The organism is Variovorax sp. YR752 (genome assembly GCF_943372545.1).
Map to the genome: position 1 here is coordinate 1 of NZ_CALRZC010000214.1, position 14,525 is coordinate 14,525.

A 14,525-nucleotide genomic window follows, 5' to 3' on the forward strand; every position below is an offset into this window, starting at 1 on the left:
CGACCTGCTTGAACTGCACGGACATGGTGGCTCGGGCGGTGGGGTGGCGTCACGATCATAGCGATCGACCTACGGGAATGTCCCAGCACAGCTTCACCAGGTGGTAAGGCCAAATGCAATCACGATGGTCAGGTGGCCTTACCAAACGCAAGCAACCGGCGAAGCTGCCGACGCGCCGCCGCTGCTGAGCCTGCGCGGCATCACGAAGCGGTTCGTGGGGGTCACGGCGCTCGAGGACGTCTGCTTCGACCTGCGCCGCGGTGAGGTGCACGCCCTGTGCGGCGAGAACGGCGCCGGCAAGTCCACGCTGATGAAGATCCTCAGCGGCCAGCTGCAGCCCGATGCTGGCGAGATCGTCTTCAAGGGCCAGGCGGCACGCTTTGCCTCGACATCCGAGGCGCAGGCGGCAGGCATCGCGATGATCCACCAGGAGCTGAACCTCGTGCCGCATCTGTCGGTGGCCGAGAACATCTTCCTGGCGCGCGAGCCGCGCCGCGGCCTGTTCATCGATCGGGCACGCCTGCAGGGGGACACGCAGCGCTGCCTGGACCGACTCGGGGTCGACATCTCGCCGCGGGCGATCGTGCGCTCGCTGTCGGTCGCGCAACGGCAGATGGTCGAGATCGCCAAGGCGCTGTCGGTCGACGCCGAGGTGCTGATCATGGACGAGCCGACGTCGTCGCTCACCGAGTCCGAAACCCGGCTCCTGTTCAAGGCGATCCGCGAGCTCAGGAGCGCCGGCGTGGCGCTCGTCTACATCTCGCACCGGCTCGACGAGATGGCGCACATCGTCGACCGCATCACCGTGCTGCGCGACGGGCGCCACGTCAGCACCGATCACATTGCGCTGACCAGCGCCGACGAGGTCGTGACGCGGATGGTCGGGCGCACGCTGGAAGACAAGTTCCCGCCGGCCACGCGCGTGCCCTCGCGCGAGGTGCTGCTGGCGGTGCAGGGGCTGACGCGCCGGGGTGCGTTCGCGGACGTGAACTTCGAACTGCGCCGTGGCGAGATCCTCGGCTTTGCCGGGCTGATCGGTGCGGGCCGCACCGAGGTGGCACGCGCGGTGTTCGGTGCGGATCTGCCCGACGCCGGCGCCGTGCGACTCGAGGGCCGGGAACTGCAGATCCGCTCGCCGCGCGACGCCATCGCGCATGGCGTCGCCTACCTGTCCGAGGACCGCAAGGGCGAGGGCCTCGCGCTGGCCATGACCGTGGCGCACAACATCAGCCTGGCCAACCCCGCCGGCGTCGCCAACGGCCTGGGCTTCATTCGCTTCCCACTGGAGGCCGCGGTTGCGCAGCGATATGTCGATTCGCTGGCCATCCGCACGCCGTCGGCGCACCAGGCGGTGCGCCTGCTCTCGGGCGGCAACCAGCAGAAGGTGGTGATCGCGAAGTGGCTGTTCCGCGACTCGCGCGTGCTGTTCTTCGACGAACCGACGCGCGGCATCGATGTCGGCGCGAAGTACGCCATCTACAAGCTGCTCGACGCACTGGCCGCGCAGGGCATCGGCGTGGTGCTCATCAGCTCCGAACTGCCAGAGATCCTCGGCATGACCGACCGCGTCGCCGTGTTCCATGCCGGCCGCCTGCGCACGATCCTCGAGACGCGATCCACCAACCAGGAACACATCATGCAGCACGCCTCGGGGCGGGTCGCTGCCGCCAGCCCATGAACGACAAGCAGAAGGACCTGTTCCAGAAGTTCGCGGCGCTCGCCAGCCTGTTCGGGCTGACGGTCGTGTTCGCCTTCGTCAGCGACGCCTTCCTGACGGTCGGCAACGGCATGACGGTGGCCTTGCAGGTGACGTCGATCGCCTACCTCGGCATCGGTGCCACCTGCGTGATCATCACCGGCGGAATCGACCTGTCGGTGGGCGCGATCCTCGCCCTGTCCGGCGTCGTGGCAGCGCTGGCGGTCAAGGCCGGAGCGCCAGTGCCGGTCGGGTTGATCGCCGGCGTTCTCGTCGGTGCGCTGTGTGGCCTCGTCAATGGCGTGGCGGTCACCTGGCTGCGCCTGCCGCCCTTCATCGCGACGCTCGGAATGATGCTGGTGGCACGCGGCGTGGCGCTGCAGATCACCGACGCCAAGGCCATCGGCGGGCTGGGCGACAGCTTTGCCGAACTCGGCAACGGCTCGCTCTGGCGTGTCGTCAGCGTGGGCGCCGACGGATTCCCCGAGGTGCACTTTCCCGGCATTCCCTACCCCGTGCTGTTGATGGCGGCACTCGCCATCGCGGTGGCGGTGATGCTCAATCGCACGACGCTGGGCCGGCACCTCTACGCGATCGGCTCGAACAGCGAGGCAGCGCGCCTGTCCGGCGTGAACGTGCGCGCGGTGACGCTGTTCGCCTACATCCTGTCCGGCACGCTTGCCGGGCTCACCGGCTGCGTGCTGGCCTCGCGGCTGGTCACCGCGCAGCCCAGCGAGGGCCTGATGTACGAACTGGACGCCATCGCGGCCGCCGTGATCGGCGGCACCTCGCTGTCGGGCGGCGTCGGCACGATCTCGGGCACCGTGATCGGCGCCTTCGTGATCGGCATCCTGCGCAACGGCTTGAACATGGGCGGCGTATCCGCCTTCACGCAGCAGATCGTCATCGGTCTGGTCATCCTGCTCACGGTGTGGATCGATCAGATGCGGCATCGACGATGACATCCCCGCCGGCGGGACAGGCCGGCAGCCCTGAAGTGAGACAACCCCTTTCCAACGAAGGATCGCCATGAAGACTCTGCTCACCACCCTGTGCGCCGCCACGCTGGCGCTGTCTGCCGTTCCGGCCGCGGCCGCCGACAAGGAGATCGCGGTCATCGTCAAGACCGTCAACTCCGACTTCTGGCAGAACGTCAAGAAGGGCGCCAACGACGGCGCCGCCAAGCTCAAGGGCTACACCGCCACCTTCCAGGGCGCGGCGTCCGACACCGACCTCGCCGGCCAGGTGGCGCTGGTCGAGAACGCGGTGAACCGCAAGGTGGCCGGGATCGTTCTCGCGCCCTCCGACCCCGACGCGCTGATCCCGGCGATGAAGAAGGCCTGGGAAGCCAAGATCCCGGTCATCCTGATCGACTCCGCCGCATCGGATTCCGGCAAGAGCTACTACCAGTCCTTCCTGGCCACCGACAACAAGAAGGCCGGAGAGCTGTGCGCGCAGGCGCTGATCGACAAGATCGGCAAGGAGGGCAAGATCGCGATCATGTCCTTCACCGCGGGCTCGGGCTCCGAGATCGGCCGCGTCGGCGGCTTCAAGAAGTACATCGAAACCCACTCCAAGCTGAAGATCGTCTCGACCCTCTACTCGAACTCGCAGATGGGCACGGCGCTCAACCAGACAACCGACGTGCTGGCCGCCAACCCGGACCTGAAGGGCCTGTTCGGTGCCAACGAACCCACCGCGATCGGCATGGGCCGCGCGCTGGTTCAGTCGGGCAAGGCCGGCAAGGTGGCGGCGATCGGCTTCGACGGCAACGGCGACCTGCAGGCCTTCGTCAAGGACGGCACCATCGAGGCCATCGCGGTGCAGAGCGCCTACATGATGGGCCACCTGGGCGTGACCACGGTGGCCGACGTGGTCGCCGGCAAGAAGGTGCCGAAGTTCCTCGACACCGGCGTCGTGATGGTCACGAAGAAGAACATCGACACGCCGCAAGCGAAGAACGTCCTGTATTGAGACTGTTCCTGCCCGACCGCAGATGGCCGTGATGAAGATCACCGACCGGCGGCCCCTGCCGCGCACGGGGCTGGCGCTGCCGGTGTTCGGGCTCGGCTGCGCGCAGGTCGGCGGCTTGTACCAGGCGATGTCGGATGCGGAGGCCGCCGCGCTGTTCGACGCCGCCTGGATGTTCGGGCTGCGCCTGTTCGATACGGCGCCGTACTACGGCTACACACGCTCCGAGCGCCGCATCGCGGTGGCGCTGGCGTCGCGGCCACGCGCGGAGTTCCTGCTCAGCACCAAGGTCGGCCGGCTGATGCGGCCGGATGCAAGCGTCCGCCCTGGGGACGACGGATGGGCCGATCCGCTGCCCTTCCGCCCGCACTTCGACTACAGCCACGACGGTGTGCTGCGTTCGTTCGACGACAGCCTTCAGCGGCTGGGCATGGCCAGCGTCGACCTGATCCACGTGCACGACATCGGCGAACGCACGCACGGCCAGCGGCAATCGCTGCATTGGGAGCAACTCACGCGCGGCGGCGGCTTTCGCGCGCTCGAGCGGCTGCGCCACGAAGGCGCGGTGAAGGCGGTCGGTCTCGGGGTCAACGAGTGGCAGATCGCCCATGCCGGTGTGCTGGCCTTCGATCTGGACTGCGTGATGCTCGCCGGCCGCTACACCCTGCTCGAACAGGAGTCGCTCTCGCCTTTCCTCGACGACTGCCTGCAGCGCGGGGTCGCCGTGCTGGCCGCCGGACCCTTCAACTCCGGTGTGCTGGCCGGCGCGTCGAGTTTCGACTACGGCCCGGTGCCGGGCAGCGTGGTGCGGCGCGTGCAGGGGCTGCAGACCGTCTGCGCCGAGTTCGATGTGCCGCTGCCTGCCGCTGCGTTGCAGTTTCCGTTGGCGCACCCGGCCGTGGTCAGCTGCGTGGCGGGGGCACACGACACGCAGCAACTGATGCAGAACATCCGCTGGTTCGAGACGGCGATCCCGGCGGACTTCTGGCGCGCACTGCAGGCCCGCGGACTGATCGATGGCCGCGCGCCGCTGCCCCTGGATTGAGCGCACGGCGATGCACATCGACGCTCACCAGCACTTCTGGCGACTCGCCGACCGGCAAGGCCAGTGGCCGCCGCCGGCGCTGGCGCCCCTGTACCGCGACTTCGCACCCGCCGACCTGTTGCCGTCATTGCAGCGCTGCCGCATCGCCGGCACCGTGCTGGTCCAGTCGCTGCCGTCCCTGGGCGACACCGAGTTCATGCTGGAACTGGCCCAGCGCCACGACTTCATCCTCGGCGTGGTCGGGTGGGTCGACCTGAAGAGCGCCGGAGCGCCGCTGTACATCGCCCACCTGGCGCAGTACCGCAAGTTCAAGGGCCTGCGGCCGATGCTGCAGGATCTCGGCGACGATCGCTGGATCGACGATCCGGCGCTCGATCTCGCCGTTCAGTGCATGGTCGATCACGGCCTCAGCTTCGACGCGCTGGTGCTGCAGCGACACCTGCCCGCGCTGCGTTGTTTCGCTCGCCGCCATCCCGACCTGCCGATCGTGGTCGACCATGCCGCCAAGCCCGCCATCGCGCGAGGTGCGTTGCGGACCTGGCAGCGCGAGATCGCCGCGCTCGCCCGGCTGCCGAATGTCCACTGCAAGCTGTCCGGCCTGCTCACCGAGGGCGGGCCGGGCTGCGACCAGGCCCGTCTGCGACCCTGTGTCGAGCATGTGTTCGACAGCTTCGGATCGTCGCGCCTGATGTGGGGAAGCGACTGGCCGGTGCTGCGCCTGGCCACCGACTACGACGAGTGGTTTGCGATGGCGCACAGCCTGTGCACATCGCAACCCGGCGTCGGCGACGCCGAACTCGATGCGGTGTTCGGGGGCAATGCCCACCGCTTCTACCGCCTTGACCACTCACCGAACCGACAAGGATTCCCATGCTGACCGTGGTCTGTCAATCGCCGGGTGTGTTGCGCGCCGAGAACCGCCCCGAGCCTGTGCGCGGCGCGGCCGATGTGCTCGTGCGCGTCAAGCGAGTCGGCGTGTGCGGCACCGACCTGCACATCTTCTCGGGAGACCAGCCCTACCTCGAGTACCCGCGCGTGATGGGCCATGAACTGTCGGGTGTGGTCGCCGAGGCGGCGCCAGGCAGTCCGCTCGCGGCGGGTGATCCGGTGTTCGTGATGCCCTACATCTCCTGCGGCACCTGCGTCGCATGCCGGTCGGGCAAGACGAACTGCTGCGTGAACATCCAGGTGCTGGGCGTGCATCGGGACGGCGCCTTCACCGAACTGCTGGCCGTGCCGCAGGGCTTCGTGCACAAGGCCGAAGGCGTCAGCCTGGACCAGGCGGCGATGATCGAGTTCCTCGCCATCGGCGCGCACGCCGTGCGGCGGGGCGAGGTCGGACCGGGCCAGCGCGTGCTGGTGGTCGGCGCCGGGCCGATCGGCATGGCAGCGCTGATCTTCAGCCGCCTGCGTGGCGCCATCGTCACCGCGATGGACACGCGCCCCGAGCGCGTCGGCTTCTGCGTTCAGTCGCTCGGCGCCGATGCCGGCGTCATGGTCGGGCCGGACGACGAGGCGAGGCTCGCGGAGCTGAGCAGCGGCGAGTTCTTCGACGTCGTCTTCGATGCCACCGGCAGCCGGCAGGCGATGGAGCGCGGCTTCCGCTTCGTCGCACATGGCGGCAGGTACGTGCTCGTGTCGATCGTGCGAGACTCGATCAGCTTTGCCGACCCCGAGTTCCACAAGCGCGAAACCACGCTGCTGGGCAGCCGCAATGCGACGATGGAGGACTTCGACACCGTGCTCCGCGCGATGCGGGCAGGGCAGATTCCGGATGGCGCGCTCAACACGCACCGGCTGCAACTGCACAACGTGCCCGCCGACTTCGCGACGCTGCTGGATCCGGCGCAGCGGGTCATCAAGGCCATCGTCGAGTGCTAGGCGCTGCACCGATCCTGCAGTTCGGCACGGGCCGCTTCCTGCAGGCGCACGTGGACCTGTTCGTGTCGCAGGCGCTGCCGCTCGGACAGGCGCTGGGCGGCATCGCCGTGGTGCAGAGCACCGACAGCGCGCAGAGCAGCATCCGGCTGGCCGCGCTCGGCCGCGCGGCGGGCTATCCGGTGCGCATTCGCGGTCTGCACGAGAGCCGGCCGGTGGACGAGGTGGTGAACGTGGACTCGGTGCGTAGCGCCTGGCACGCCGGGCGCGACTGGGCGCGGCTGCTGGACGCGGTGGCGACGCAGGTGCAGGTGATCGTCTCGAATACGGCCGACCAGGGATACGCGCTCGACCCGGCCGATGGCGCAGCGCTGCTCGGTGCCGCCGCTGCGGTGCCGCGAAGCTTTCCGGCCAAGCTCGTCGTTCTGCTGCAGCATCGCTGGCGCTGCAATCCCTCCGCGCCGACGACGCTTCTGCCGTGCGAGCTGGTCGGCCGCAACGGCGATGTGCTGCGCGAGGCCGTGGTCGGCCTGGCGAGCGGCTGGGGGGCGACAGCGGACTTCATCGCCTACCTTCGCGATCACTGCGTCTGGGCCAACTCGCTGGTCGACCGCATCGTCTCGGAACCGCTGCAACCGGTGGGCGCGATCGCCGAGCCGTACGCGCTGTGGGCGATCGAGCGGCAGCCGCGCATGCTGCTGCCGTGCAGCCATCCGGCGATCGTGCTGACCGATGAACTTGCCAGCTTCGAGCGCCGCAAGCTGTGGCTGCTCAACCTCGCACACAGCTTTCTGGCCGAATGCTGGCTGACAGAAGGCCGCCCGCACGACGAGACAGTGCTCGAAGCCATGTGCGACTCGACGATGCGAACGCGCCTCGAAGCGGTCTGGCATGAAGAGGTGCTGCCGGTCTTCGATGCGGCGGGCCAGGGCGATGAGGCGCGCGCCTACCTCGTCGAGCTGCGCGAGCGGCTCTTGAACCCGTTCCTGGCGCACCGCCTGTTCGACGTCGCGCAGAACCACGCGCAGAAGAAGCTGCGGCGCTTCGCGCCGGTGATCCAGGCCGCCAGGTCGGCTGCGCTGGGAATCCGCCAGCGCCGGCTTCGTGCTGCACTGGAAGCCGCATCGGGTTGACGGCCGGGCTCCTGCTGAGGTTGTCCGCGGGCCGTGCCTGGGGCGTGACCGTTCGCGAGTCCGTCAAAGCGCAGGTGCGGGGCGGGGCGCATCCTGCCGCACCGCCTGCCGATTTGGGATCACGCCCTGCCTGATATTGCCCATACAGTGATCTCGCAAGAGAGCAACGTTGCCAACCCCAAGCCCCCAGACATCCGACGAGAGCCCCATGACGAACAGCACCGACCCTGGCAGGCATCAACTTCGCAGGAACTCGCTGGGCCTGATCTCGGTGACCTTCATGGTGATCTCGGCCGCGGCGCCGCTGACCGGCGTGGCGGGCGCCGTGCCGATCGCCTTCCTGCTCGGCAACGGCACCGGCGTGCCCGCGACCTTCGTGTTCATGACGCTCGTGATGCTGGCCTTCTCCGCCGGCTACGTGGCCGTGTCGCGCCATGTGCGCAACGCCGGCGCCTTCTACGCCTATGCCGCGCGCGGCCTGGGGGGGCTCTGGGGGGGGCGCCTCGGCCTTCATCGCGCTCGTGGCCTACAACGCATTGCAGTTCGGCCTCATCGGTCTGCTCGGCGGTGTCGCGTCGGGCGTCTTCGCGGGGCTGGGCCTGGCTCTGCCGTGGTGGGCCTGGAGCCTCGCCGCCGTCTTGCTGGTGGGCGTGCTGGGCTACCGGCAGGTGGATCTCTCGGCCAAGGTGCTCGTGGTCCTGGTGGTGCTGGAGTACCTCATCGTGTTCGTGGTCGACTTCGCCATCCTCAAGGCCGGCGGGGCCAGCGGCCTGTCGGTGAACCTGTTCGATCCGTCGGCGCTCTTCTCCGGGTCGCTGACGGCCGCGGTGCTGTTCTGCCTGGGTTCCTTCATGGGCTTCGAGGCGACGACCATCTATGCAGAAGAAGCGCGCGACCCTGACAAGACCATCCCGCGGGCCACCTTCCTGTCCGTGCTGCTGATCGGCGCATTCTTCGTCTTCACCACCTGGCTGATGATCGCTGGCGTCGGCGCCAATGAACTGATCCCTTCGCTGAAGGCGCTCAGCGACCCGACCAGCTTCTTCTTCGAACTGGCCGGCCGCTACGTGGGCGGCCCGGTGCCGACCATCGCCGGCGTGCTGCTGGTCTCCAGCCTCTTCGCGGCCGTCTCGGCCTTCCACAACTACATCGCACGCTACAGCTACGTGGCCGGTCGCGAAGGCCTGCTGCCCGCCGCGTGCGGCCGCACCCACGGCGTGTTCGAGAGCCCGCACATCGGCTCGGTGATCCAGACCGTGGGCGCGCTGGGGGTGATTGCGGTCTTCGCCGGGCTCGGCCTGGATCCGGTGCTCAACCTGTTCACCTGGATCTCGCAGGTCGGTGTGCTGGGCGTCCTCGGCCTGATGGCCATCACCTCCATGGCCGTCGTCGTCTTCTTCCGCCGGGAGGGTGGTGGATCGACGATGCGGACGCTGGTGCTTCCGATTGTCTCCGGCCTGGTCATGGCTGCGCTGTTCGTCTACGTCTTCATGCACTTCGGCGACCTGACGGGTACCCAGGGCGGTCTGCTCGGCGTGCTTCTGCCGTCGATGATCCCTGTGGCCGGCATCGTCGGGTGGATGATCGCCGCGCGTCTGCGGGCCGGCCGCCCGGCGGCCTTCGCGAGCATGGGCGCGAGTCGCGTCTGAGAAACCCGGCTCTGGCACGACGACTCGCCACGCCGCCCCGGCGTCGTTGATCCAACGGCACGGCGCGATCGGATCGCGCCGCTGCTCGCACGTGTGCACCGACCTTGCCTGAGTCTGATGTCGTAGATCGCGTTCCCAGCGGCCGGCCATGCAGGACGCGACATGGACCGTGTTGGGTACGATCTGAGACTGCTCGTTGGTAGGCAGTTGACGGTACGCGTCAGCCGCTCGCGGCAACTTGCGCACAGCATCGCGAATGAGTGTGCCGGTGGCCATGGGAAGTGTCTTTCGAGCCAATTCAGGAAGCCAATGGTGAGGCTGCCGGCGGCTTCAGGTCATCCCATGACGTGATCCTGTGGCGGAGGATGCTCTGCTTGGTCATGGACTGATCGATGCTCTGGTCTGGTCGGTGACACCGTCATGCAGTCCGGAGACTCGCGCCGTCGGGTATCGCGCATGGCAGGCGTGCGAGGGTCATCGGGCACGGATGGGCAGGGCGTGCCCGGTCGTGCCGAAGACTGTGCCCAAGCCGACCAAAGAAAAAGGGCTTGGCGGTTGGCCAAGCCCTTGATCTTGCTGAGACTATCGGTGGGAGGAGGAGGATCGAAAACCTCTCGCTAGGCCTTGCGCCACCTGGGCTTCATAACTTCAGTCAAGAACAGTTCCTGCAAGAGTTCCTGCATCGCCATCTTGGTCTGTGGGTCGCGTCTCGCACATCACGAGGCGCCGGACGCGTTCAACGCACGCTCGGCTTCGGCTAGACGTGCCATCACGACCTCGAACTCCGGCGGTGCGGCGATGAACATTGGGCGCATCTGTGCGTAGTCGCGCGACAACGCAGCGTGTCTTTCACTGGGCGGCAGCAATCGAAACGTGGCTGGTCGCGCCAAGTCGTAGCGAGCCCACTGGCGCGCAAATACCCGGCTCTTCCATTCGACGACACGTTCGCACAGCGCGTGGTCTGCGAGCATCGCAGCGGCGTCTGGATGGCGAAGCAGTCGCTCCATGTCGGCATAGTGCCTCGCATAGCGATCCGGCGTGGCTTGGTCCGCCGGGCGGTGGTGCTCCGCGTGCAGGATGGTGGCCTTCTCCCAGAACGTGCGCGCCAGCTCGAGAGCGGTCACCTGGCACTGCCAATCGGGGAAGGCGGCGGGGAAGTCATCGACGACCCAGGGGCGCACCGCATGCTGCTCGGTGGGCCGCTGGTCGGTGAGTGATCCCAGTTCGAGCTTCACTTCGCGGCGTAGATAGTCGAAGCCGGCCTCGGACGCCGTCGGGTACTCGAAGTGCACGACCGGCGAGCGGGCGACCGCGTCGTCCTCGTAGCGCAGCCACGACGCGCCCGCGGTTCGGCGACCGAGGTGTTCGACGATGGCCTGTTCGAGCCGCGGCATCAGCACGTTGCGGGTCTGCTCACCGCACTGAGCCTGCATCTGTGCCAGCGCAGCATCGCGACGCGTTCGGCTCTTCATGGCCGCGAAGACCGATTCGTCCGCGCCTACAAATGCAGGCGACATCGACAGGTCGATGTCCTCGGAGAAGCGGTCGATCACGCCATAGACCTTGGACAGTGAGGTGCCGCCCTTGAACACGAGATGGGGTGCCAGGTCCGGGTCCGCGAAGAGCAGGCCCAGGAGCCAGCTGACCCAGAAGTCCTTCTCGACCATCACGCTCGACACCGCCATGCGCGCGGCCGTCTGCGCGAACGCGAGCGCGCGCCGCTCGGGCGGTAGAGCGACGAACTGCGATGCAAGCCTTGCCACGGTGACTACTTGTCCGCGGCCAAGGCCCGCAGGGTGGGCTGCATCCAACCCGGCGCCAAGCTCAGGTCGTCCAGCAAGGTGCGACGTTCGGCTGCGGGAACACTGCGCCTGAGCTTCTCGAGCCGTTGTGGGGTCACGTGCTCGGGTCCAAGGCTGCGCAGTGCCTGGATCACCAGACCGCTGGTGCGTCCCGCTGCGGCCATCTGGCGCGGCGTGGTCCGCTTCAGCACGATCTGCATCGGCCCCGCCTTGACGGTGCGGCTGGTGCCGTCGGTCAGGAACTCGACGCGTGCGGGCACCTGGTCGGACAGTCCGAGCAGGTTGGCCGCGTAGGCGCCTGTGGGTTGAAGTCGCAGCTTGTCCTTGCCGGTGAGTGCCGCGACGATGGCATCGACCGACGGCCACAAGGTTCCGAGCAGCGGGTCGTGCCGAGGCTTGTCGTACAGCCCTCGCGACAGTCGGCGCAGCTCGTCGCGCGCGACCAATCGCTGCAAGGCCTTGTCGACCGCGGCGCGGCCACCCAGGCCCGCAAACAGCGCTGGTGTGAACACGGTACCGGGCTTCGCGCGGCGCACCTTGCGGGAGATGGCGGCGTCGATGCTCGAGTCGACAGTGCGCCGAGGCCGAGCATCCCGCGTGATGCTGGCGCGCGGTGACGGGCTGGCGACTTTCATGTCCGAAAAATAGCACGTTTTTCGGACAGATAGAAGAGCTGGAATGAGATGATGACGCGTCGCTGCCCGAAGCTGGCGGACAAAGCCAGTGACTGATGCGAGCCCAAGCAGAAAGTTGAAACCAACGGTGAGCCGTTCCCGTAGCTTCTGGGACTTCGCGGGGCCATGAGGGATGGCCAGGGATGAAATGGGACACGGCGGCTCGCTCACCGCGGGGGCTACCGTTCTTCCAACGGCATCGGCACGATGCCGATCATGCGCATGCCGTGGAGCAAATCGGGCAACCTGCAGCTGGATCTGCTGGATGCCCCCGCCGCGCCTGAAGAGGCACCCGCGCTGCCGGCCGCGCCCGGCGCCTCCGCAAGATCGGCATCGATGGTGCCGACAGCCAGCATCTATGAGGACTGCAACAACCCGCGCACCGAAATCCCTGAAGCCGAGCTCGACGAACTCGCGGAGGACATCCGACAGCACGGCATCCTGCAGCCCATCGTGGTTCACCCCGCCGATGCTGCGGGACTGCATCAAATTCACTTCGGCGCCAAGCGGTGGCGGGCCGCGCAGCGCATCGGCTTGCTTGAAGTGCCGGTCGTGGTCCGCGATGGCCCCACGAATCCCTACGCCCAAGTCGCAGAGAACCAGAAGCGACACGGCCTGACGCCGCTCGACCTGGCGCGGTTCATTCGCGGCCGCATCGACGCCGGTGACTCGAACACCACGGTGGCCAAGACCCTGGGCTTGGACCTGACGACCGTGGCCCACCACCTGGCGCTGCTGGACCTGCCGCCGGTAGTCGATGCCGCGATGAAGGCCGGCCGCTGTTCCTCACCGCGCACGCTGTACGAACTGGGAAGACTGCATGCAGCACAGCCGGAGCGCGTCGCCGAACTGGTGGCCGGCACCGACCCGATCACACGCGACGCGGTGGCCGAGATCCGGGACACCGCTGCGCAGGCGCCTACGGCCGCGAGCGCGCACAAGCCGTGGACGGCGCGGCCTGGCCGTGCGGCCCAGCTGCTGTCTCGCGCCACCGGGCTCTGCGAGAAGCTGGACGTCTCTCTGACGCGCCTGGGCCAGAGCGATCTCAACGCCTTGCCTGCCGATGACGTGGCGGCGCTGCGGCAGCGCGTCGCGCAACTGGCACGTCGCATCGACGCATGAGTGCAGGGGCAGCTGAATGCGCGCGGCGAAGCCCATTGATCAGGTGCAGACCGCGGCTGCTATGCGGGACCGAGTGACCATCGACCTGCGCGGCATACGGCCGCTGTTGCAGGCGCAGGCGGCAAAGCGCCAGATGACCGCGGCCGCGCTGGTGCGGCGTGCAGTGATGGCGATGCTCGACGACGCACCGTCCGATGCGGGCGACAGCAGGTCGACCGACGGCACGAGTGGCACCCAAGTCGTCAAGGTCACTTTGCGACTGCCTGTCGCCCACGCTGTCGTGCTTGCCAGCCGCGCTCGCGTGGCCGACATGTCGCAGGGCACGTACGTCGCCCGGCTCATCGATGGCACACCTGCACAGCCACCGGCACCAGACCACACCAGGGCCGTTGCCGCGCTGATGGCGTCGACCGACCGGGTCGCCGTCCTCAGTGCCGACCTCAATGCCTTCATGCGACTCCTGGGCCGCACGCCCAGGAGCGAACTGGAGCCCTACCGCGCCAGCATCCGGTCGTTGGCCGACGATGTACGTGTGCACCTCGCATCCGCCGCAGCGCTGGTGGCCGCGCTCCGGGCGACGAGAGGACGGTGATGAGCTCGGGCGCGACGGTCGACGGCGTGCTCGTGCAATGGGGCGAGCGGCTCTTCTACCCCTCCAATCGGATCGTCAAGTCCGCGCCGACACCGCGCCTGGACACGATGACCCGGCGCAAGGCCGCGGTGATCCGGCGGCGCATCGAGGCCACGGTCACCGGGCGGGCGCCCCAGGTGATGGTCAAGGTCACAGGTGGCGGGCGGGGCATGGCGGCCATCGCGGCGCACTTCCGCTACATCAGCAAGAACGGTCGGCTCGAGATCGAAGATGACCGAGGCGTGGTACGCGAGGGCAAGGAAGCGGTGCACGACCTCGCCGAGCAATGGCGCTACGGCGGATCGCTCATCGATGAAATCGGCCATCGGCGCGAAGCCTTCAACATCATGCTGTCGATGCCGCACGGCACTGATGCGCGGCTGGTGCAGAAGGCGGCGCGGGAGTTCGCGCAAGTCGAACTGTCAGGGCATCGCTATGTGATGGTCTTGCACGAGCACCAGGCCAACCCACATGTGCACCTGAGCGTTCGGGCGGAGTCGAGGACGGGCAAGCGCCTGAACCCGCGCAAGACCGATCTGCACCGGTGGCGCGAGACCTTTGCCGAGAAGCTGCGCGGCTGGGGCGTCGAGGCCGAAGCGACGCGCCAGGCCACGCGCGGCGAGAGCCGCAACTTCGACCCGCTGTGGCGCGTGAAGGCCAAGCAGGAAGGTCGCTTGCGCCAGACCGGCACCGCGGCGAAGACCGGCCAGCGCCACTGGGACAGCCGGGCCGAAGCCATGAGGGGATGGGCCTACATCATCAAGGCGCTGGTGGCCTCCGAAAGCCCCGAGGACCGCAAGCTTGCCGAGCGCGTCGCCCGTTTCGTGAAAGCAGCGCCCTTCTTCCAGGAAGTGGTGCGCCAGCGGCAGCGAGAGGCTGGAGTGGCACCACGGCATCAACCCCACCCGCAGCCACAGCCCCATA

General features: G+C 68.0%; 14 protein-coding genes. 11 read left to right on the forward strand and 3 right to left on the reverse strand.

All coding sequences use genetic code 11. The features are described from left to right. Window positions 1-124: 124 nt before the first annotated feature. The 7 genes from AAG801_RS32960 to AAG801_RS32990 all read left to right on the forward strand — a co-directional run bounded on the left by AAG801_RS32960 (window position 125) and on the right by AAG801_RS32990 (window position 7,723). The gene (locus AAG801_RS32960; RefSeq protein WP_341892201.1) at window positions 125-1,678 is read left to right on the forward strand and encodes a sugar ABC transporter ATP-binding protein; all 1,554 of its coding nucleotides are present in this window, start codon (window positions 125-127) and stop codon (window positions 1,676-1,678) included. Beyond that, window positions 1,675-2,658, forward strand: a complete 984-nt coding sequence (locus tag AAG801_RS32965) for an ABC transporter permease (RefSeq protein WP_341892202.1) — start codon at window positions 1,675-1,677, stop codon at window positions 2,656-2,658. Before AAG801_RS32960 ends, AAG801_RS32965 begins: the two co-directional genes overlap by 4 nt. A 67-nt stretch (window positions 2,659-2,725) precedes the next feature. Then, complete coding sequence (locus AAG801_RS32970) at window positions 2,726-3,670, forward strand: ABC transporter substrate-binding protein (RefSeq protein ID WP_341892203.1); 945 nt, start codon at window positions 2,726-2,728, stop codon at window positions 3,668-3,670. Window positions 3,671-3,701: 31 nt separating this feature from the next. After that, window positions 3,702-4,712, forward strand: a complete 1,011-nt coding sequence (locus tag AAG801_RS32975) for an aldo/keto reductase (protein ID WP_341892204.1) — start codon at window positions 3,702-3,704, stop codon at window positions 4,710-4,712. Between the two features lie 10 nt (window positions 4,713-4,722). Next, window positions 4,723-5,589, forward strand: a complete 867-nt coding sequence (locus AAG801_RS32980) for an amidohydrolase family protein (protein WP_341892205.1) — start codon at window positions 4,723-4,725, stop codon at window positions 5,587-5,589. Then, a complete protein-coding gene (locus AAG801_RS32985; protein WP_341892206.1) occupies window positions 5,583-6,593 on the forward strand; it encodes a zinc-binding alcohol dehydrogenase family protein in 1,011 nt (336 codons plus the stop codon). The genes AAG801_RS32980 and AAG801_RS32985 overlap by 7 nt, the downstream gene beginning before the upstream one ends. Further along, window positions 6,587-7,723 carry a mannitol dehydrogenase family protein gene (locus AAG801_RS32990; protein WP_341892207.1) on the forward strand — a complete coding sequence of 379 codons (1,137 nt, stop codon included), beginning with the start codon at window positions 6,587-6,589 and terminating at the stop codon, window positions 7,721-7,723. The genes AAG801_RS32985 and AAG801_RS32990 overlap by 7 nt, the downstream gene beginning before the upstream one ends. 237 nt (window positions 7,724-7,960) lie before the next feature. Here AAG801_RS32990 and AAG801_RS32995 read toward each other — a convergent pair whose 3' ends face one another. Continuing rightward, window positions 7,961-8,107 carry a hypothetical protein gene (locus AAG801_RS32995; RefSeq protein ID WP_341892208.1) on the reverse strand — a complete coding sequence of 49 codons (147 nt, stop codon included), beginning with the start codon at window positions 8,105-8,107 and terminating at the stop codon, window positions 7,961-7,963. Window positions 8,108-8,244: 137 nt separating this feature from the next. Between AAG801_RS32995 and AAG801_RS33000 the strand changes: the two genes are divergently transcribed. Further along, entirely contained in the window at window positions 8,245-9,372 is a 1,128-nt protein-coding gene (locus tag AAG801_RS33000; protein ID WP_341892209.1) for an APC family permease, read from the forward strand. Window positions 9,373-10,088: 716 nt separating this feature from the next. On the opposite strand, the gene AAG801_RS33005 is transcribed toward AAG801_RS33000, so the two are convergent. Together AAG801_RS33005 and AAG801_RS33010 are read right to left on the reverse strand one after the other, a co-directional pair. After that, complete coding sequence (locus tag AAG801_RS33005) at window positions 10,089-11,135, reverse strand: nucleotidyl transferase AbiEii/AbiGii toxin family protein (protein WP_341892210.1); 1,047 nt, start codon at window positions 11,133-11,135, stop codon at window positions 10,089-10,091. Between the two features lie 5 nt (window positions 11,136-11,140). Further along, window positions 11,141-11,809 carry a DUF6088 family protein gene (locus tag AAG801_RS33010; protein WP_341892211.1) on the reverse strand — a complete coding sequence of 223 codons (669 nt, stop codon included), beginning with the start codon at window positions 11,807-11,809 and terminating at the stop codon, window positions 11,141-11,143. Window positions 11,810-12,055: 246 nt separating this feature from the next. Between AAG801_RS33010 and AAG801_RS33015 the strand changes: the two genes are divergently transcribed. The 3 genes from AAG801_RS33015 to AAG801_RS33025 form a co-directional block, all read left to right on the forward strand. Next, entirely contained in the window at window positions 12,056-12,970 is a 915-nt protein-coding gene (locus AAG801_RS33015) for a ParB/RepB/Spo0J family partition protein (RefSeq protein WP_341892212.1), read from the forward strand. Window positions 12,971-13,043: 73 nt separating this feature from the next. Continuing rightward, window positions 13,044-13,562: a hypothetical protein gene (locus tag AAG801_RS33020; RefSeq protein WP_341892213.1), complete on the forward strand. Its 519-nt coding sequence runs from the start codon at window positions 13,044-13,046 to the stop codon at window positions 13,560-13,562. Next, the coding region (locus tag AAG801_RS33025) for a conjugal transfer protein TraS (protein WP_341892214.1) at window positions 13,562-14,525 on the forward strand (964 nt) is incomplete at its 3' end. The genes AAG801_RS33020 and AAG801_RS33025, both read left to right, overlap by 1 nt.

Excerpts from the sequence above, each read along its gene's own strand:
- AAG801_RS32960 (WP_341892201.1), top strand. The coding sequence starts at position 125 with ATGGTCAGGTGGCCTTACCAAACGCAAGCAACCGGCGAAGCTGCCGAC.
- AAG801_RS32965 (WP_341892202.1), top strand. The coding sequence starts at position 1,675 with ATGAACGACAAGCAGAAGGACCTGTTCCAGAAGTTCGCGGCGCTCGCC.
- AAG801_RS32970 (WP_341892203.1), top strand. The coding sequence starts at position 2,726 with ATGAAGACTCTGCTCACCACCCTGTGCGCCGCCACGCTGGCGCTGTCT.
- AAG801_RS32975 (WP_341892204.1), top strand. The coding sequence starts at position 3,702 with ATGAAGATCACCGACCGGCGGCCCCTGCCGCGCACGGGGCTGGCGCTG.
- AAG801_RS32980 (WP_341892205.1), top strand. The coding sequence starts at position 4,723 with ATGCACATCGACGCTCACCAGCACTTCTGGCGACTCGCCGACCGGCAA.
- AAG801_RS32985 (WP_341892206.1), top strand. The coding sequence starts at position 5,583 with ATGCTGACCGTGGTCTGTCAATCGCCGGGTGTGTTGCGCGCCGAGAAC.
- AAG801_RS32995 (WP_341892208.1), bottom strand. The coding sequence starts at position 8,107 with ATGAACACGAAGGTCGCGGGCACGCCGGTGCCGTTGCCGAGCAGGAAG.
- AAG801_RS33010 (WP_341892211.1), bottom strand. The coding sequence starts at position 11,809 with ATGAAAGTCGCCAGCCCGTCACCGCGCGCCAGCATCACGCGGGATGCT.
- AAG801_RS33015 (WP_341892212.1), top strand. The coding sequence starts at position 12,056 with ATGCCGATCATGCGCATGCCGTGGAGCAAATCGGGCAACCTGCAGCTG.